The sequence below is a fragment of the Pseudomonas sp. Tof1 genome (assembly GCF_055390395.1).
In genome coordinates this window covers 388265-405882 of the sequence record NZ_AP024344.1, presented here as the reverse complement: position 1 = coordinate 405882, position 17618 = coordinate 388265, and the positions used below count along the sequence as shown (strand labels likewise).

Annotated in this window: 15 protein-coding genes; 1 reads left to right on the top strand and 14 read right to left on the bottom strand. The window is 64.5% G+C overall.

Features of this window, described 5'->3' with window-relative positions; translation table 11 throughout:
• Positions 1–113: 113 nt before the first annotated feature.
• Complete coding sequence (gene dtd, locus ACZ5KU_RS01820; RefSeq protein ID WP_054060879.1) at positions 114–551, bottom strand: D-aminoacyl-tRNA deacylase; 438 nt, start codon at positions 549–551, stop codon at positions 114–116.
• Positions 548–1519 carry a prolyl aminopeptidase gene (gene pip, locus ACZ5KU_RS01815; RefSeq protein WP_054060880.1) on the bottom strand — a complete coding sequence of 324 codons (972 nt, stop codon included), beginning with the start codon at positions 1517–1519 and terminating at the stop codon, positions 548–550. Before pip ends, dtd begins: the two co-directional genes overlap by 4 nt.
• 242 nt (positions 1520–1761) lie before the next feature.
• Between pip and ACZ5KU_RS01810 the strand changes: the two genes are divergently transcribed.
• Positions 1762–2682: a M29 family metallopeptidase gene (locus ACZ5KU_RS01810; protein ID WP_054060881.1), complete on the top strand. Its 921-nt coding sequence runs from the start codon at positions 1762–1764 to the stop codon at positions 2680–2682.
• A gap of 43 nt (positions 2683–2725) precedes the next feature.
• Here ACZ5KU_RS01810 and hutG read toward each other — a convergent pair whose 3' ends face one another.
• The 12 genes from hutG to hutC form a co-directional block, all read right to left on the bottom strand.
• Positions 2726–3529: an N-formylglutamate deformylase gene (hutG, locus tag ACZ5KU_RS01805; protein ID WP_464736769.1), complete on the bottom strand. Its 804-nt coding sequence runs from the start codon at positions 3527–3529 to the stop codon at positions 2726–2728.
• A 10-nt stretch (positions 3530–3539) separates the two neighbouring features.
• The gene (gene hutI / locus ACZ5KU_RS01800) at positions 3540–4745 is read right to left on the bottom strand and encodes an imidazolonepropionase (RefSeq protein WP_054060883.1); all 1206 of its coding nucleotides are present in this window, start codon (positions 4743–4745) and stop codon (positions 3540–3542) included.
• A 16-nt stretch (positions 4746–4761) separates the two neighbouring features.
• The gene (locus tag ACZ5KU_RS01795) at positions 4762–6171 is read right to left on the bottom strand and encodes an amino acid permease (protein WP_464736768.1); all 1410 of its coding nucleotides are present in this window, start codon (positions 6169–6171) and stop codon (positions 4762–4764) included.
• Between the two features lie 300 nt (positions 6172–6471).
• Complete coding sequence (gene hutH / locus ACZ5KU_RS01790; RefSeq protein WP_273822619.1) at positions 6472–8010, bottom strand: histidine ammonia-lyase; 1539 nt, start codon at positions 8008–8010, stop codon at positions 6472–6474.
• Between the two features lie 112 nt (positions 8011–8122).
• Positions 8123–9646 (bottom strand): HAL/PAL/TAL family ammonia-lyase, encoded by a 1524-nt coding sequence (locus tag ACZ5KU_RS01785; RefSeq protein ID WP_054057910.1) that lies wholly within the window; start codon positions 9644–9646, stop codon positions 8123–8125.
• Positions 9647–9657: 11 nt separating this feature from the next.
• Positions 9658–10488, bottom strand: a complete 831-nt coding sequence (locus ACZ5KU_RS01780; protein ID WP_054057911.1) for a quaternary amine ABC transporter ATP-binding protein — start codon at positions 10486–10488, stop codon at positions 9658–9660.
• The gene (locus ACZ5KU_RS01775; RefSeq protein WP_054057912.1) at positions 10485–11336 is read right to left on the bottom strand and encodes an ABC transporter permease; all 852 of its coding nucleotides are present in this window, start codon (positions 11334–11336) and stop codon (positions 10485–10487) included. Before ACZ5KU_RS01775 ends, ACZ5KU_RS01780 begins: the two co-directional genes overlap by 4 nt.
• Before the next feature lie 66 nt (positions 11337–11402).
• The gene (locus ACZ5KU_RS01770) at positions 11403–12371 is read right to left on the bottom strand and encodes an ABC transporter substrate-binding protein (protein WP_054057913.1); all 969 of its coding nucleotides are present in this window, start codon (positions 12369–12371) and stop codon (positions 11403–11405) included.
• Between the two features lie 104 nt (positions 12372–12475).
• Positions 12476–13948, bottom strand: coding sequence for a purine-cytosine permease family protein (locus tag ACZ5KU_RS01765; RefSeq protein WP_464736767.1), 1473 nt, complete (start codon positions 13946–13948; stop codon positions 12476–12478).
• A 111-nt stretch (positions 13949–14059) separates the two neighbouring features.
• Positions 14060–15760 carry a urocanate hydratase gene (gene hutU / locus ACZ5KU_RS01760; protein WP_054057915.1) on the bottom strand — a complete coding sequence of 567 codons (1701 nt, stop codon included), beginning with the start codon at positions 15758–15760 and terminating at the stop codon, positions 14060–14062.
• A gap of 497 nt (positions 15761–16257) precedes the next feature.
• Complete coding sequence (locus ACZ5KU_RS01755; protein WP_464736766.1) at positions 16258–16836, bottom strand: HutD/Ves family protein; 579 nt, start codon at positions 16834–16836, stop codon at positions 16258–16260.
• Positions 16833–17543, bottom strand: a complete 711-nt coding sequence (gene hutC, locus ACZ5KU_RS01750; protein WP_192842689.1) for a histidine utilization repressor — start codon at positions 17541–17543, stop codon at positions 16833–16835. The genes ACZ5KU_RS01755 and hutC overlap by 4 nt, the downstream gene beginning before the upstream one ends.
• Positions 17544–17618 lie beyond the last annotated feature (75 nt).

Below are 17618 nucleotides of genomic sequence, written 5' to 3'. Positions count from 1 at the left end.
GATCCCCGTAGCGCGCGATTATCTAGTAGGCGGCGTTACAACGCATCAGGCGAAACAAAGTATTTATCGACAAAATGCCCTGTTTTCAGCCCGATACGCGGTTTTTTTCATTTTCAGGTGTGTAACAGGAAGGTTACCGGGCCATCATTGACCAGATGAACCTTCATGTCCGCCCCGAAACGTCCCGTCGCCACCTGACCATGCAACTGCTGCGCCTGTGCCACCACGTAGTCGAAAAGTTCTTCGGCCAGCGCCGGCGGCGCTGCCGTGGAGAAGCTCGGGCGTAGCCCGCTACGGGTATCGGCGGCCAGGGTGAACTGCGACACCAGCAGCAAACCGCCGCCGGTATCCGCCAGGGACAGGTTCATCTTGCCCTGGGGATCGCTGAACACCCGATAGTTAAGCAGCTTATGCAAGAGTTTGTCGGCGCTGGCCCGGGTGTCCCCGGGCTCGACGGCCAGCAGCACCAGCAAACCCTGGTCGATGGCACCCACCACCTGCCCCTCGACCTCGACCCGCGCGCCACTGACGCGCTGCAACAGGCCCCTCATGCTTCTTCGGGAGGCAGGTCGAGCAGGCGTCGCGCCATCTGGTTCGCGGCGCGCACCAGCGCATCGGTGATGCCCGGCTCCGAGGCGGCATGGCCAGCATCGCGAATCACCTGCAGTTCGCTGTTCGGCCAGGCCTGGTGCAGCGCCCAGGCGTTGTCCAGTGGGCAGATGGCATCGTAGCGGCCGTGCACGATCACGCCGGGCAGATGGGCGATCCGGTCCATGTCGCGGATCAGTTGATCGGGCTCCAGGAACGAATTGTTGGTGAAGTAATGGCACTCGATCCGCGCGATGGACAAGGCCCGCTGCGGCTCGGAGAAACGATCGACCACCAGCGGGTTCGGCCGCAGGGTCGCGGTACGTCCTTCCCACAGCGACCAGGCCTTGGCCGCGTGCATCTGGGCGATCTGGTCGTTGCCGGTCAGGCGCTTGTGGAAGGCGCCAAGCAGGTCTTCGCGCTCATCCGCCGGGATCGGCGCCACATAATCCTGCCAGTAGTCGGGGAACAGGCGACTGGCGCCGTTCTGGTAGAGCCATTCGACATCCTGCGGACGTGCCAGGAAGATCCCCCGCAGAATCAGGCCATGGACCCGCTCGGGGTGGGTCTGCGCATAGGCCAGCGCCAGGGTCGAACCCCAGGAGCCGCCGAACAGCACCCATTTGTCGATACCCAGGTGCTCGCGAATCCGCTCCAGGTCCGCCACCAGATCCCAGGTGGTGTTGTTTTCCAGGCTGGCGTGTGGCGTCGAGCGACCGCAACCACGCTGGTCGAAGGTCACGATCCGGTACAGGGTGGGGTCGAAATAGCAGCGGCTCTGGGCATCACAGCCGGCACCCGGGCCACCGTGAATGAAAACCACCGGCAAGCCCTCGGGCGAGCCACTTTCGTCGACGTACAGCACATGCGGCTCATCCACGGCCAGATCGTGCCGGGCGTAGGGTTTGATCTGCGGGTACAAAGTCTGCATCACGCGCTCCGTAAGGGTCGGGGTCATCCCTGGGGGGACTTCTTTGATTGTGCCGTCCGGCATCATAAACCCGAATCACGCAAACGGCATGTCCTTGTCAAAAGCGCGGTTGTTTGCTGGCAACTAGCCGTTTGGTCAGTGTTCAAATCGGCTCGATGAGCGATTCAATAAGGAGCGTCAAACCGAGCGGCAGGAGCCGCTTTCCGTGGCTGCCCATAGCCAGAAAAGACAGGGAGTTCCCGATGAACCAGCACCGCTTGCCCGATCTGCTCGTCTACCCGGAAAAAGCCGTTATCGTCGCCGACAGCGAAATGTTTGTCCGCGGCCTACGTGAACTGGGGCTGGAAGCCAGTCTACTGGGCAGCCTGGAAAGGCTGCCGGCACAGAGCCTGGCATTTTCCTTTTCCCGCCAGGGCGCCCGGCAACTCTATCAGCGAGCGGCGCGCACCGCGCACAAACAGACCCTGCTGTGCCCACTGCATGCCTTCGATACCGGCCTGGAGAACGCGCTCTACAGCCTGATGCTGTTGCTGCGCTGCGATTTCGCCGACTGCCTCAGGCGCCAGCAGCACTACCTGACGCTGCTCAACGGCCTGCGCCGCCTGCACCTGACCAGCGCCAACAGCCGGGCCGAGGTCTGGCTCAACGGCAACTGCGCACCCTATGCCCTGACCCGCAACGAGATCGGCGAAAGCTTCGTGCTGTCGGTCACCGAGCTGTTCGAGGTGCACTACGCCCACATGCGGCCCGACTGCCCGGATATTTTCCAGGTCAGCGGCGTCCTGCATGTCAGCGGCCTGCTGCTGTCGCGCAGCAGCCGGGCGCGGCCGTTGCCCGACGGCCTGGTGGACGACATGCGCCGGCTGGCGGCACAGGTCGCCCATCACGATGCCTGGTTGCGCATCGAACACAACCAGGTGCGCTCGTTCGTGGTCGCGGGGGAGGAATACCTCCAATTGCTGAGCCAGGCCGCCGGACACCGCGGGCTGTATCTGAGCGAGTTCGCCATCGGCGTGAACGACGCCATCGGGCCGAACATCAACTACCTGCGCAACTCACCGATAAACGAAGGCATCCTGGGCGTGCATGTCGCCCTGGGCGATGGGCTCAACGGCTATCACATCGACTTCCTCAGCCCCGGCATCGAGGTGCTTCCCGGCTGATGTCACGGTGGCCGGCCTGTCGGAGACGGCAGGAAGACTCCACTCAACGCCCGTAGCGCTCACGCCCCCAGGCCAGCAGCCCCTGCAGCAGTTCCTTGAGCACCACCCGCGTCGGCTCGGCCAGATCGCTGCGATAGTTGAACGGCTCGAACTCTTCCATGTAGTTGCACTGGCCCAGCTCCAGTTGCACGGCATGGATGTGCTCGGCCGGGTTGCCGTAGTGACGGGTGATGTGCCCGCCCTTGAAGCGTCCGTTCAGCACGTGGCTGTAGGCCGGATGCCCGGCACAGATCGCCTCCAGCCGTGCAGCCAGTCGGGCATCGCAACTGGCGCCATTGAAGGTGCCGAGGTTGAAATCCGGCAACTTGCCTTCGAACAGGTGCGGGATCACCGAACGGATCGAATGGGCGTCGAACAGCAGCGCATAGCCGAACTCGGCCTTGAGCCGCGCCAGCTCCTCCTGCAGGGTCCGGTGGTACGGCGTCCAGACCTGCTCCAGGTAACCCGCCCGCTCCTGCGCGCAGGGCTCGCGGCCGTCCTGGAACAGCGGCACGCCATCGAACAGCGTCGCCGGGTAAAGCCCGGTGGTGGCTCCGGCGTACAGCGGCTTGTCGTCGGACGGACGGTTGAGGTCGATGACAAAACGCGAGTACTCGGCGGCCAGGGTGCTGGCGCCCAGCTCCTCGGCAAAGTCATAGAGCCTGGGAATATGCCAGTCGGTGTCCGGCAGGCTGCGGGCCTCGGGAATCAGCCCGTCACGGACCGCCGGCGTCAGTTTCAGCCCGGCGTGGGGCATGCTGATCAGCAGCGGCACCCGGCCTTTCTTGAAGTTCAGGACGTTATCCACAAGCACTCTCCTAGATCACTACGTCAATACCGTGGCGAACCACGCGTTTGCCCAGGTCGCCGCCCAGCCAGTAGGCCAGGTCCGCCGGCCGCTCGATCTGCCAGGCGACGAAGTCGGCGACCTTGCCGACCTCGAGGGACCCATGGCTATCGCCCATGCCCAGGGCCGTGGCGGCGTGCAGGGTGACACCGGCCAGGGCTTCCTCCGGGGTCATGCGGAACAGGGTGCAGGCCATGTTCAGCATCAGGCGCAGGGACAGGCCCGGCGAGGTCCCGGGGTTGAGGTCGGTGGCGATGGCGATCTTCACGCCGTGCCGACGCAGGGCCTCCATCGGCGGCAACTGGGTTTCACGCAGGAAATAGAAGGCACCGGGCAGCAACACCGCCACCGTGCCCGCCGCCGCCATGGCGATGGCGTCCTCCTCGGTCATGAACTCCAGGTGATCGGCGGACAACGCCTGGTAGCGCGCCGCCAGGCTCGAACCGTGCAGCGAGGACAACTGCTCGGCGTGCAGTTTCACCGGCAGACCCAGGCGCTGCGCGACCTGGAACACCCGCTCGACCTGGGCCGGGGAGAACGCCAGGTATTCGCAGAACGCGTCGACCGCGTCCACCAGCCCCTCGGCAGCCAGCGCCGGGAGCATGTCGTTGCAGATATGCTCGATGTAGTCGTCGGCGCGATCCTTGTATTCCGGCGGCAGCGCATGGGCCGCCAGGCAGGTGGTGCGCACGCTGACCGGCAGCTCCTCGCCGAGACGACGGGCGACCTTGAGCATCTTGCGTTCGTTTTCCAGGTCCAGGCCATAGCCGGACTTGATCTCGACGCTGGTCACGCCATCGCGCAGCAGGCAGCTCAGGCGCTGCCGGGCACTGGCGAACAGCTGCTCCTCGCTGGCCGCGCGGGTCGCCCGCACGGTGCTGGCGATACCGCCGCCAGCGGCGGCGATCTCGGCGTAGCTGACACCCTGCAGGCGCTGCTCGAACTCGCCGCTGCGGTTGCCGCCGAACACCGTGTGGGTGTGGCAGTCGATCAGCCCCGGTGTGACCCAGGCCCCAGCCAGGTCATGGACCTGTGGATAATCCGCCGCCGGCAGCTCGGCGCGTGGGCCGATCCAGTCGATCTTCGAGGCCACGGTCACGATGGCGGCATCCTCGATGATCGAGTAGGTGCCTTGCGCCATGCTTGCAACGTGACAGTTGTGCCAGAGCGTTTTCATCCGGGGCCTCCGTGGGCTATCGATGAGACAGGGAAGGATCTTGGGCGACCCGTGCCGCCTGGGCCGCCGCCGGCTTGACCCAGATCAGGTACGCCAGCACCAGCAGGCCGAGCCACACCGCACCGACGATCAGCGCCGGCCGGCTGTCCGGGAACCAGCCCAGCACGCCGAAGATGAAGATCATGAAGGTGATGGCGGCAATCGGCGCATAGGGCCACAACGGCACGGGGAACTTGAGCTGGGCGGCCTCTTCACGGCTCATCGAGCGGCGCATGGCAACCTGGGTGACCAGGATCATGAACCACACCCAGACGGTGGCGAAGGTGGCGATCGAGGCGATCAGCAGGAACACGTTTTCCGGGATCAGGTAGTTCAGCAGCACGCCACCGAGCAGCGCCGCGCCCATGACCACCACGGTCATCCACGGCACGCCGGCACGGGACAGCGTGGCGAAGGCCTTGGGCGCCTGCCCCTGCTGGGCCAGGCCGTACATCATGCGACCGGCACCGAAGATATCGCTGTTGATCGCCGACACCGCCGCCGAGATCACCACGATATTGAGAATGGTCGCCGCCGACCCGATCCCAAGGTTCTGGAAGATCTGCACGAACGGGCTGCCCTGGCTGCCGATCTGCGGCCAGGGGTAAATGGACATCAGCACCAGCAGGGTCAGCACGTAAAACAGCAGGATCCGCACCGGCACCGCGTTGATCGCCTTGGGGATGACCCGCTGCGGGTCGCGGGCCTCGCCGGCGGTGACGCCGATGATCTCGATGCCGCCAAAGGCGAACATCACCACCGCGAAGGAAGCGATGATGCCGGCCACGCCGTTGGGCATGAAGCCGCCATGGGCCCAGAGATTGCCGATACCGACCTCGGCAGACGGCGTGGCGGTACTGATGCCGAAGAACATGATGCCGAAGCCGCCGAGGATCATCGCGACGATCGCGCCGACCTTGAGCAGCGACAGCCAGAATTCCATTTCACCGAAGACCTTCACCGCGCACAGGTTCAGCGCGCCGATGAAGAACACGATACCCAGGACCCAGATCCAGCGATCGACCTCCGGGAACCAGAAACCCATGTAGATACCGAAGGCGGTGACGTCAGCCAGGCCGACGATGACCATCTCGAAGGCATAGGTCCAGCCGAGGATGAAGCCCGACATCGGGCCGACATAGGTACTGGCGTACTGGCCGAAGGAACCGGACACCGGGTTGTGCACCGCCATCTCGCCGAGGGCGCGCATCACCATGAACACCGCGGCACCACCGATCAGGTAGGCCAGCAGCACGGCCGGGCCGGCCATCTGGATCGCCGAGGCGGAGCCATAGAACAGGCCCGTGCCGATGGCGGAACCCAGTGCCATGAAGCGAATGTGTCGGGCGGAAAGCCCGCGTTTCAAACCTTTTACTGGCTGTTGCATTACTCGTCCTTAATTATTCTTATCGGTACAGGTCGACAAGAATCAGACTTGGGGCGAAGGTCTTGCGGCCACCCGGCCGCAAAAAGGGGTCGCAGAGTACCCAACCCGACCCGCTCAGGCAAAAAGCATCTGCCCGGTGGTGCCGCGAATCTGTGGCAGCCGGCTCGCTTTTGTAGGAGCCGGCTTGCTGGCGATCCGCCAAAGGCCGTCATTCATCACCCTTCACGGCCAAGCTCGCCCCACAGGGCCGCCGCTCAAATGGGCCGCTGCCCCAGTCCGTTCCTGTGTAACGCTTGGCGCCTACAGGCTCGGCAGCAACTTCGCCGGCACCAGCGCGGTCAGGCAGCGCGACGCCAACAGTTCGGTGGCGGCCTCGATGTCCGGGGCGAAGAAACGGTCCTTGTCGTAGTAGGCGACCTTTTCCCGCAGGGTCGCGCGCGCGGTTTCCAGGGTCGGCGAGGTTTTCAGACCATTGCGCAGGTCCAGGCCCTGGCAGGCGGCCAGCCACTCGACGGCGAGAATTCCGCGGGTGTTTTCAGCCATTTCCCACAGACGCTTGCCGGCAGCCGGTGCCATGGACACATGGTCCTCCTGGTTCGCCGAAGTCGGCAGGCTGTCGACGCTGTGCGGATGGGCCAAGGCCTTGTTGTCGCTGGCCAGCGCCGCGGCGGTCACCTGGGCGATCATGAAGCCGGAGTTGACGCCACCGTTGGCCACCAGGAACGGCGGCAACTGCGACATGTGCTTGTCCATCATCAACGAGATGCGGCGCTCGCTCAGCGAACCGATCTCGGCAATCGCCAGGGCCATGTTGTCGGCGGCCATGGCCACCGGCTCGGCGTGGAAGTTGCCACCGGAGATCACATCCCCCTGGGCAGCGAACACCAGCGGGTTGTCGGAAACGGCGTTGGCCTCGACCACCAGCACCTCGGCCGCCTGGCGGAACTGGGTCAGGCAGGCGCCCATGACTTGCGGCTGACAGCGCAGGGAGTAAGGGTCCTGGACCTTCTCGCAGTTCTGGTGCGAATCGGACACTTCGCTGCGCTCGCCGAGCAGGTGGCGATAGCTCGCCGCGGCGTCGATCTGGCCGCGCTGGCCACGCGCTTCATGGATACGCGCATCGAACGGCGAACGCGAACCCAGCACCGCCTCGACGGTCAGGCCACCGGCAACCAGCGCACCGGCGAACAGGTCCTCGCCTTCGAACAGGCCACGCAGGGCGAACGCGGTGGACACCTGGGTGCCGTTGAGCAGTGCCAGGCCCTCCTTCGCCGCCAGGGTCAGCGGTTGCAGGCCGGCCTGCTTCAGCGCGGCCGGCGCGTCCAGCCACTGGCCCTGGTAGCGGGCCTTGCCCTCGCCGAGCAGCACCAGCGACATGTGCGCCAGTGGCGCCAGGTCACCGGAGGCGCCGACGGAGCCCTTGAGCGGAATGTGCGGGTAGACCTCGGCATTGATCAAGGCGATCAGCGCATCGATCACCTGCCGGCGAATGCCGGAGAAACCGCGGCTCAGGCTGTTGACCTTGAGCACCATGATCAGCCGCACCAGGTCATCGCTGATCGGCTCGCCGACACCGGCGGCATGGGACAGCACCAGCGAACGCTGGAGGTTCTCCAGATCGGCGCTGGCGATGCGGGTCGACGCCAGCAGGCCAAAGCCGGTATTGATGCCGTAGGCGGTACGGTTCTCGGCCAGAATCTGCTCGACGCAGGCGACGCTGGCGTCGATCTGCGCGTCAGCGCTGGCGTCCAGGCTCAGTTGCACCGGCTGTTGGTACACGGCACGCAGTTGCGCCAGGGTCAGTTGGCCGGGAATAAGGTTCAACGCAGTCACATTCATGCTCCTTTTGAGAGTGTTATCAACTGCCAGTCGCTCCGGAAGCTTCCGTTATCCGTCGCTGTCCGCTTTTTGGGCGGATGGCGCCTTGGCACGCTGGCTATCTTTGTTTGAATCAGTTCAGGTTCGGCAATCTTTCGGGCAAGAGCCGCGGGTCGCGCAGCAGCGCCGCCACGGTGGCGATATCCGGTGCCAGCCAGCGGTCCTGGTCATAGGCCGGCACGTGCTCGCGCAGCAGCCTCCAGGCGACGTCGGTACCGGCGCCGAAGCGCTGTTCCTTGAGGAATTCGAAGGCCTGGGCCGCCAGCAGGTACTCGATGGCGAGGATCTGCGTGCAGTTCTCCAGCACCTGGTGCAACTTCAGCGCAGCGTTGGTGCCCAGGCTCAGGTGGTCCTCCTGCAGGCCCGAGGTCACGTAGTTGTCGAGCACCGCCGGTTGCGCCAACTGACGGTTCTGCGCGCAGAGGGACGCGGCGACGTACTGCACGATCATCATCCCCGAATTGACGCCCGGCTGGCTGACCAGGAATGCCGGCAGGCCGCTGACATGCGGGTTGATCAGGCGGTCGAGGCGCCGCTCGGCGATCGAGCCGATCTCCGCCATGGCGATCGCCAGCAGGTCCGCCGCCAGGGCGACCGACTGGCCATGGGGGTTGGCCTGGGACATCACCCGGAAATCGTCCGGCGTGCCCAGCAGCAGCGGGTTGTCGGTGCAGCCGTTGAGTTCGATCTCGACCTGCCGGGTGACGTGGGCCAGTTGGTCGCGGGCCGCGCCGTGCACCTGCGGGATCGAGCGGATGCTCAGGGCGTCCTGGGTCCGGATGCCCTTGCTCGCAGCGATCACTTCGCTGCCGTCGAGCAGGCCACGCAAATTGCTGCCGACCTGTTGCATGCCCGGGTGCGGCTTGAGCGCGATGATCTCGGCGTCGAACGCGGCGATCTGGCCGCGCTGGGCCTCGAAACTCATCGCCGCGGTGACGTCGGCCCATTGCGCCAGGCGGTTCGCGTCAGCCAGGGCCAGGCAGCTCAGGCCGGTCATGCACGGCGTGCCGTTGACCAGGCACAGCCCGTCCTTGGCACCCAGTTGCACCGGTTGCAGCCCCTCTTCGGCCAGGGCCTGCGCGGCAGGCACGATCCGGCCGCGATAGCTGACCTGGCCGACCCCGAGCAGGGCCACGCCGACATGAGCCATGTGGGTCAGGTAACCGACAGAACCCTGGGACGGCACCTGCGGGGTGATGCCGCGGTTGAGCAGCGCCAGCAGCGCCTCGACCACCTGGCGATGCAGGCCGGACCTGCCGTGGCTGTAGTTGATGATCGCCGCGCAAATGATCGCCCGGGTCTGTTCGTCGGCCAGTGCCGGGCCGACGCCGCAGGCGTGGCTGAGCAGGGTATTGCGCGACAGCTGGCTCAGTTGCTCGCCGGACAGCGAAACGTTGGACAGCGCCCCCAGGCCGGTGTTGATGCCATAGGCGCGCTCGCCGCTGACGACGATGCGCTGGACGATCGCCTGGGCGTTGTCGATCCGCGCCCAGGTCTGCGGGGTCAGTTCCAGCAGCGCGCCGTGACGGGCGACCGCAACCACATCCTGCCAGCGCAATGGCGCATCGGCGATAACGATTTTCTCGACCTGGGACATATCCGACCTCATCACACCGTCGCCGCCCGTCGCTGGACGAAGCGGTCCACATACTCGTCCGCCGGCGAATGCAGAATTTCCCGCGGCGTACCGACCTGGATCAGCCGGCCATCCTTGAGAATCGCGATCCGGTTACCGATGCGTACCGCCTCGTCGAGGTCATGGGTGATGAACACGATGGTCTTGTGCAGGGTCTTCTGCAGTTCGAGCAACTGGTCCTGCATCTCGGCGCGGATCAGCGGGTCGAGGGCACTGAAGGCCTCGTCCATCAGGATGATGTCGGTGTCCGCCGCCAGGGCCCGGGCCAGGCCGACGCGCTGGCGCATGCCGCCCGACAGCTGGTGCGGGTACTTGTTCTCGTAGCCCTTGAGGCCCACGGTATTGATCCAGTGCAGCGAACGCTCGACACACAGTTGCTTGCTCTCGCCGCGAACCTTGAGGCCATAGGCGACGTTATCCAGCACGGTCTTGTGCGGCAGCAGGCCGAAGCTCTGGAACACCATGCTGATCTTGTGCCGACGGAATTCGCGCAGGGCGTCCATGTCGTGCTGCAGGATGTCCACGCCATCGACCAGGATCGCCCCGCTGGTGGGATCGATCAGGCGGTTGAAGTGGCGCACCAGGGTCGACTTGCCGGAACCCGACAGGCCCATGATGACGAAGATCTCGCCGGTGCCGATGCTCAGCGACAGGTCGTTGACCCCGACCACGCAGCCGGTCTCGGCCAGCACCTGGTCCTTGGTCTTGCCCTGGCGGATCAGGTTCAGCGCATCACCGGCGCGCGAACCGAAGATCTTGAAGACGTTCTTGACTTCGATCTTGCTGACGATGGAATCAGTCATTTGCTCACCTCGTGGCGCGGACGACCGTAGGCCTGGGTAATGCGGTCGATGACCACGGCGAGAATCACGATAGCCAGGCCGGCTTCCAGGCCACGCCCGACGTTGAGGGTCTGGATGCCCACCAGCACGTCTTCGCCCAGGCCACGGGCACCGATCATCGAGGCGATCACCACCATCGACAGGGCCATCATGGTGGTCTGGTTGATCCCGGCCATGATGCTCGGCAGGGCCAGCGGCAGTTGCACGCCGAACAGTTGCTGCCAGCGGTTGGCACCGAAGGCGTTGATCGCCTCCATCACCTCGCCGTCCACCTGGCGGATACCCAGGTCGGTCAGGCGGATCAGCGGCGGCGCGGCGTAGATCACCGTGGCGAAGATCGCCGGAACCTTGCCCAGGCCGAACAGCATCAGCACCGGGATCAGGTACACGAAGCTGGGCATGGTCTGCATGATGTCCAGCAGTGGCATCAGCACCGAGCGCAGGCGGTCACTGCGCGCCGACAGGATGCCCAGCGGAATCCCGATCAGCACCGAGATCAGCGTCGCCACCAGCATCAGCGCCAGGGTCTGCATCAGCTTGTCCCACAGGCCGACCGCCCCCACCAGGAACAGCAGGCCGACGATCACCGCGGTGCTGACCAGCTTGCGGGTGGCATGCCAGGCGATACCGCCGACGATGGCCAGCATCAGCCACCATGGCACCAGGCGCAGCAGGCTCTCGAGGTTGACGATGGCCCACAGCAGGGTGTCGGAAATGTGGCGGAACACATCACCGTAGTTGGTCACCAGCGAATCGACCCAACCGTTGACCCAGTCGGCGATGGAAAACGTGAAATTCTCGGGAAACATTGGAAACTCTCGATCAAGTGGATGTAGCGTCCCGGTCAGCCTCTCGGTTGACCGGGAGGAATCGACCTACAGAGCCGCGTTGATTTTCTTGGCAGCGTCAGCGCTGACCCAAGCCTGCCAGACCTCAGGGTGTTCCTTGAGGAAGATTTTCGCCAGCTTCGGCGACTCGATCCGCTCCTTGCTCATGCGCCCCAGGTTCTGGTTCAGCAGGTCGATCGGCAGGTTGGCCTTCTCCAGCACGGCCACCAGTTCAGGTGCCTCGTCGTGGAAGGTCTTGGACAGACCGACCTTGATGCTCACACTCTTGTCGACGCCCGGCTTCTCGTCCAGCTTGATCAGATCGACCTGGCCCATCAGCGGCGTCGGCGACCAGTAGTAGAACAGGATCGGCTCGCCACGCTTGTAGCTCGACAGCACCGCGGCATCCAGAGCCGGCCCGGTCCCTGGACGGAAGTTGGTGTAGGCGTTTTCCAGGCCGTAGCTCTTGAGCATCTCGCTGTTGTCCAGCTCGCAGGTCCAGCCGGCCGGGCAGTTGTAGAAACGCCCCTTGCTCGGTTCTTCCGGGTCCTTGAACACCGAGGCGTATTGCGCCAGGTCGGCGATGTTCTTCAGGTTCGGCGCCTTGGCCTGGAGCTTGCGCTTGGCATCGCCCTCGACCACATAGCGCGGCACGTACCAACCTTCGATGGCCCCGACCACCGGCGCGCCGACGCCGACGACCTTGCCGGCCTTCTCGGCCTTGTTCCAGACCTCGCTGCGGCCCACCCACTCTTCGGCGAAGACCTGGATATCGTTGGTGCTCAGCGCGTTCTCCATGGTGATGGAGTTGCCCGGCAGGCTGTCGGTCTTGCAGTCGTAGCCTTTTTCCAGGACGAACTGCAGGACGTCGGTCAGCAACATGCCGCTTTCCCAGTTGAGGCCCGCGAATTTCACCGGCTTGCCGGACTCGCACCAGCCGGCGGCCTGGCTGGCGCCGGCAGCGGTCAACAGGCCGAGGGACAACGCCGTGGTCAGCAGGGTCTTTTTCATTTTCATTATGTGACGCTCCTAATCATGAATGGGTTAACGGCAGTCAAGAGGCATCCGGCCCGGGTTGGCCCGCGAGCGGGCCCTGTCCACGTGTTGCTCAGGCTCGGGATTCAGGCCACCGACGACGGCTGAGCCCGGCCACTGGCCTGGGGTGCTGCGACCTCGCCCTGCTCTGGCGGCAGGATCAAGCGATCAGGAACCGCGCCGTGCCACTTCTTCGCGGCGTAGTAGTACAGCGCTGCCGGAACCACCAGGCCGATGATCCAGGAGATATCGGTATCGCCCAGACTCGCCACCAGGGGACCGGTGTAGAAATGCGTGGAGATGAACGGCATCTGGATCAGCACGCCGAACACATAGATGCTGATGCCCATGATGTTCCAGCGCCCGTAACGGCCGTGGGGATCGGACAGCGCGGGAATGTCGTAGCGTTCCTTGGTGATGCAGTAGAAGTCCACCAGGTTGATCGCGCTCCAGGGCGTGAAGAACGCCAGCAGGAACAGGATGAACGCGGAGAATTCCTTGAGGAACGAGTCCTTGCCGAGCAGCGCCAGGGCCGCCGCGAGGCTGACCATGACAAAGATGTACAGCAGGCGCACGCCGCTGCCGATGTGCCGGTTGCCACGGAAACCGCTGATGATGGTGGCGATCGACATGAAGCTGCCGTAGGCATTGAGCGTGGTCACGGTGACCTTGCCAAAGGCCACGGCGAAGTACAGCGCCGCGGCGATCACGCCGGTGCCGCCAAGGCTGACAATGAATGAGACCTCGTGGTGAGCGAACTGCGAACCGGCCAGGGCCGCCGCGAACACCCCGAAGACCATCGACGCCTGCGAGCCGATCACCGACCCCAGGCCCACGGCCCAGAAGGTTTTCGACGCTGAAGTGCTGCGCGGCAGGTAGCGCGAGTAGTCCGCCACGTAGGGCCCGAAGGCGATCTGCCAGGACGCCGACAGCGACACCGCCAGCAGGAAGCTCGCCAGGGAGAAATGCTTGTTGGCCAGCAACGCGGAAACATCGTTGCCCGCCAGCAGTCTGTAGAACAGGTAGATGAAGGCGATCACCCCCAGCACGCTGGCGACCCGGCCGATGCCGTGGATCACCCGGTAGCCGAAGATGGTGAAGACCAGGATCGAGGCGGCGAACAGCACGATGCCGACCCAGTCCTCGACGTGCAGCAGTTGCGCCACCGCCTGTCCGGCCAGCAGCGAGCCGCTGGCCGAGAAGCCGATGTACATCAGGCACACCAGCACCAGCGGGATCACCGCGCCGTAGACGCCGAACTGCACGCGGCTGGAGATCATCTGCGGCAGGCCCAGTTGCGGCCCTTGCGCGGCATGCAGCGCCATCACCCCGCCGCCGAGCAGTTGCCCCAGCAGCAGGCCGACCAGCGACCAGTACACGTCGCCGCCGAGCACCACCGCCAGCGCACCGGTGACGATCGCGGTGATCTGCAGGTTGGCCCCCAACCACAGGGTGAACTGACTGAGTAGACGACCGTGTCTTTCCGCTTCCGGGATGTAGTCGATCGAACGCCTTTCGATCAACGGTTTGTTGCTTGCACGATCATTCGATACAGCCATTTATCGTTCAACCTCTGTGGATTGTCTTCCGGTGCTCACGCAATGCCTGCAAAACACGGCCTCCTGTGGGAGCCGGCGCCCAAGGGCAAAGCCGGCTCCCCTCCAGGCGCCTTATTTGCCGGTGATCATCGGCAGGTTCAGCCCCTGCTCCTTCGCGCAGTCGATGGCGATCTGGTAACCGGCATCGGCATGACGCATGACCCCGGTGGCCGGGTCGTTGTGCAGGACGCGGGCGATACGCGCGGCCGCCTCGTCAGTACCGTCGCAGACGATGACCATGCCCGAGTGCTGCGAGAAGCCCATGCCGACGCCGCCGCCGTGGTGCAGGGAGACCCAGGTCGCGCCGCTGGCGGTGTTGAGCAGGGCGTTGAGCAAAGGCCAGTCGGAGACGGCATCGGAACCGTCCTGCATCGACTCGGTTTCACGGTTGGGGCTGGACACCGAGCCGGAGTCCAGGTGGTCGCGACCGATGACGATCGGCGCCGACAGCTCGCCGCTGCGCACCATCTCGTTGAACGCCAGGCCGAGCTTGGCGCGCAGGCCCAGGCCGACCCAGCAGATCCGCGCCGGCAGGCCCTGGAAGCTGATGCGCTCGCGCGCCATGTCCAGCCAGTTGTGCAGATGGGCGTCGTCCGGGATCAGTTCCTTGACCTTGGCATCGGTCTTGTAGATGTCCTGCGGGTCACCCGACAGCGCCGCCCAGCGGAACGGACCGATGCCGCGGCAGAACAGCGGACGGATGTAGGCCGGAACGAAACCAGGGAAGTCGAAGGCGTTCTCGACGCCTTCTTCCTGGGCCATCTGACGAATGTTGTTGCCGTAGTCGAAGGTCGGGATGCCCTGCTTCTGGAATGCCAGCATCGCCTTGACGTGCACCGCCATCGACTGCTTGGCGGCCTTCACCACGGCGGCCGGTTCGGTCAGCGCGCGGGCGCGGTACTCTTCCCAGGTCCAGCCGGCCGGCAGGTAGCCGTTGAGCGGGTCGTGGGCGCTGGTCTGGTCGGTGACCATGTCCGGGCGCACGCCGCGACGGACCAGTTCCGGCAGGATTTCGGCGGCGTTGCCGCACAGGGCGATGGAGATCGCCTTGCCTTCGGCGGTGTACTTGGCGATACGGGCCAGGGCGTCATCGAGGTCCTTGGCCTGCTCGTCGACGTAGCGGGTCTTGAGGCGGAAGTCGATGCTGGTCTGCTGGCATTCGATGTTCAGCGAGCAGGCACCGGCCAGGGTCGCGGCCAGCGGCTGCGCGCCGCCCATGCCGCCCAGGCCGGCGGTCAGCACCCAGCGGCCCTTGAGGTTGTTGTCGTAGTGCTGGCGACCGGCTTCGACGAAGGTTTCATAGGTGCCCTGGACGATGCCCTGGCTACCGATGTAGATCCAGCTGCCGGCGGTCATCTGGCCGTACATGGCCAGGCCCTTGGCGTCCAGTTCGTTGAAGTGTTCCCAGGTGGCCCAGTGCGGCACCAGGTTGGAGTTGGCGATCAGTACGCGCGGGGCGTTGCTGTGGGTCTTGAACACGCCGACCGGCTTGCCGGACTGCACCAGCAGGGTTTCGTCGTCATTGAGGTTGGTCAGGCTCTCGACGATCTTGTCGTAGCACTCCCAGTTGCGCGCGGCGCGCCCGATACCACCGTAAACCACCAGTTCCTTGGGGTTCTCGGCCACCTGCGGGTCGAGGTTGTTCATCAGCATCCGCAGCGGCGCTTCGGTCAGCCAGCTCTTGGCGGTCAGCTTGTTGCCACGGGCGGCACGGATTTCGACGTCACGGCGCTTGGTAAAGGTGGCGGTAGGTTTCTGGGTATTCTCAGTCACGAAAAAACTCCTCTGCGATCGTCCGAACCCGCCCAGGCAGTGGGCAAGCGAGCCTGTGCCGGATACCCCGTCACAAGCGAAAAATGAGTGGGTGCGTAATGCCTCCCTGACGACTCATACGCACACATATTTACTTGTACATACAAGCATATGCAATCAAGCGGCCAACTCGGAATTCGAGCCCTGAAGAATTTTTCAGAGTAGTCGCCAAGTGCCGTGGGACGTGGCCTGGAGCGAAAAATGAATTTGTAGGATTAGGCGAAGCTGTAGGTGGGAAGCTGTTACCGGAAGAGGCTTTTGCGCCACGTTGGGGCGTTCGGTAACAAAATAGTGCGAGAGGGAGTACCCGAAATCGACGGGGGGCACGCACACCCTGTGGAGACCGGTTTTATCCGCGAAAAGGCTCTCAAGCCCTGCGCCGCTTGCGCGGACGCTTTCGCGGATAAATCCCACGGGAATCGGGGGATGACCTCAAAATAGAGTGGGATTTAGCGGAATCAGGCAGGCATCAGCTCGATCACACAGCAACGGCCGGTCACCGCCACTTCCTGCAGCCCGACGCTGCCATCCAGCCGCAGGCAGTCATGCCGGCCGAGTACTTCATAACCCGTGTCGGCCAGGCCGACATGCAACTGGTCGCTGACGCTGAAGATCAGCAGCACCGCCGCCGAAGTGAAGAAACGCTTGGGCTGCACGGCATCGAGCCATTGCAGCCGGGCACTGTAGCGCTCCGGCGCGTAGATCAGGTTGAAATCGCGGATCGGGCCCTCGAGCAAGCTACAACTGACCTGGCTCGCGCCACTGAAGGCGAACGGGTCCAGAGGCAGCAACGCGCGGGTGCGTTGACCATCGACCTGCAGGGTCATGCCCGCGCCCTGCAGCACGGTGATGATCCGCTCATAGCCGGCAAAACTGGAAAAACCGCCCGACTCGCCGATATCGGCAATCGACAGGCGCCAGCCGAACCCTTCCAGGCCCTCGCCCTCGTCGCGGGTGATCTCTTCGGTGCTGCCACCGCCGTTTTTCCACGGCATGCGCGGGTAGTCCGCCGCACGCAAGACTTTCAGTGAACTCATTTGGTAAAGCGTCCTTCCAGACGATGACGGGAACCGGGGTGAATCAACCGGGCGGCCGTCACCGGCTGGCGACCGGACCAGGTCCGTCGGCGGATCATCAGGCACGGCTCGCCAGGCTCGATCTGCAACAGCTCGCACTCGGTGGCATCGGCGAGAATCGCCTCGACCACATGCTCGCCCTCGGTCAGCGGTGCGACCTGTGACAGGTAGGCGTAGGGCGTCTGCAGGGTGAAATCCTGCTTGAGGTAGTCCGGCGCCACCTGCGCGTTGACGAAACGGTCCTCGATCTGCACCGGGATGTCATTCTCGAAATGCACGATCAGCGAGTGGAAGACCTTCTGCCCCTCGCGCATGTCCAGGGCCACGGCACGCTCGGAGCCGGCGGTCTCCTCGCCGAGGGTGATGATCTTGCAGGTGTGGCGATGACCGCGCGAGGCGATCTCGTCGGCGATGTTATGCACCTCGAACAGCGCCGACTGGGTCTTGGGCTCGGCGACGAAGGTGCCGACCCCCTGCATGCGCACCAGCAAACCTTCGGCGGTCATTTCCCGCAGGGCGCGGTTGATGGTCATGCGGCTGTAGCCCAGTTGCTCCACCAGCTCGCTCTCGGACGGCACACGGTAATGCGGCGGCCAGTTTCCGCTGTCGATCTGCTGGGTGATCATCTGTTTGACGCGGGCATATAACGGCGCCGGACTTTCGCCCATTTGGGCAGCCAGCGGGTTGTTGGCAGGCGGAGTCGGCACAGTAAATCCTTGTTCGGTTCCAGGGGTGGCTGTAGG

Coding starts and splice junctions, on each gene's coding strand:
- ACZ5KU_RS01780 (WP_054057911.1), bottom strand. CDS start 10,488: ATGACTGATTCCATCGTCAGCAAGATCGAAGTCAAGAACGTCTTCAAG.
- ACZ5KU_RS01775 (WP_054057912.1), bottom strand. CDS start 11,336: ATGTTTCCCGAGAATTTCACGTTTTCCATCGCCGACTGGGTCAACGGT.
- ACZ5KU_RS01770 (WP_054057913.1), bottom strand. CDS start 12,371: ATGAAAATGAAAAAGACCCTGCTGACCACGGCGTTGTCCCTCGGCCTG.
- pip (WP_054060880.1), bottom strand. CDS start 1,519: ATGCAGACTTTGTACCCGCAGATCAAACCCTACGCCCGGCACGATCTG.
- ACZ5KU_RS01795 (WP_464736768.1), bottom strand. CDS start 6,171: ATGCAACAGCCAGTAAAAGGTTTGAAACGCGGGCTTTCCGCCCGACAC.
- hutH (WP_273822619.1), bottom strand. CDS start 8,010: ATGAATGTGACTGCGTTGAACCTTATTCCCGGCCAACTGACCCTGGCG.
- hutI (WP_054060883.1), bottom strand. CDS start 4,745: ATGAAAACGCTCTGGCACAACTGTCACGTTGCAAGCATGGCGCAAGGC.
- dtd (WP_054060879.1), bottom strand. CDS start 551: ATGAGGGGCCTGTTGCAGCGCGTCAGTGGCGCGCGGGTCGAGGTCGAG.
- hutC (WP_192842689.1), bottom strand. CDS start 17,543: ATGGGCGAAAGTCCGGCGCCGTTATATGCCCGCGTCAAACAGATGATC.
- ACZ5KU_RS01785 (WP_054057910.1), bottom strand. CDS start 9,646: ATGTCCCAGGTCGAGAAAATCGTTATCGCCGATGCGCCATTGCGCTGG.
- ACZ5KU_RS01810 (WP_054060881.1), top strand. CDS start 1,762: ATGAACCAGCACCGCTTGCCCGATCTGCTCGTCTACCCGGAAAAAGCC.
- ACZ5KU_RS01765 (WP_464736767.1), bottom strand. CDS start 13,948: ATGGCTGTATCGAATGATCGTGCAAGCAACAAACCGTTGATCGAAAGG.
- ACZ5KU_RS01755 (WP_464736766.1), bottom strand. CDS start 16,836: ATGAGTTCACTGAAAGTCTTGCGTGCGGCGGACTACCCGCGCATGCCG.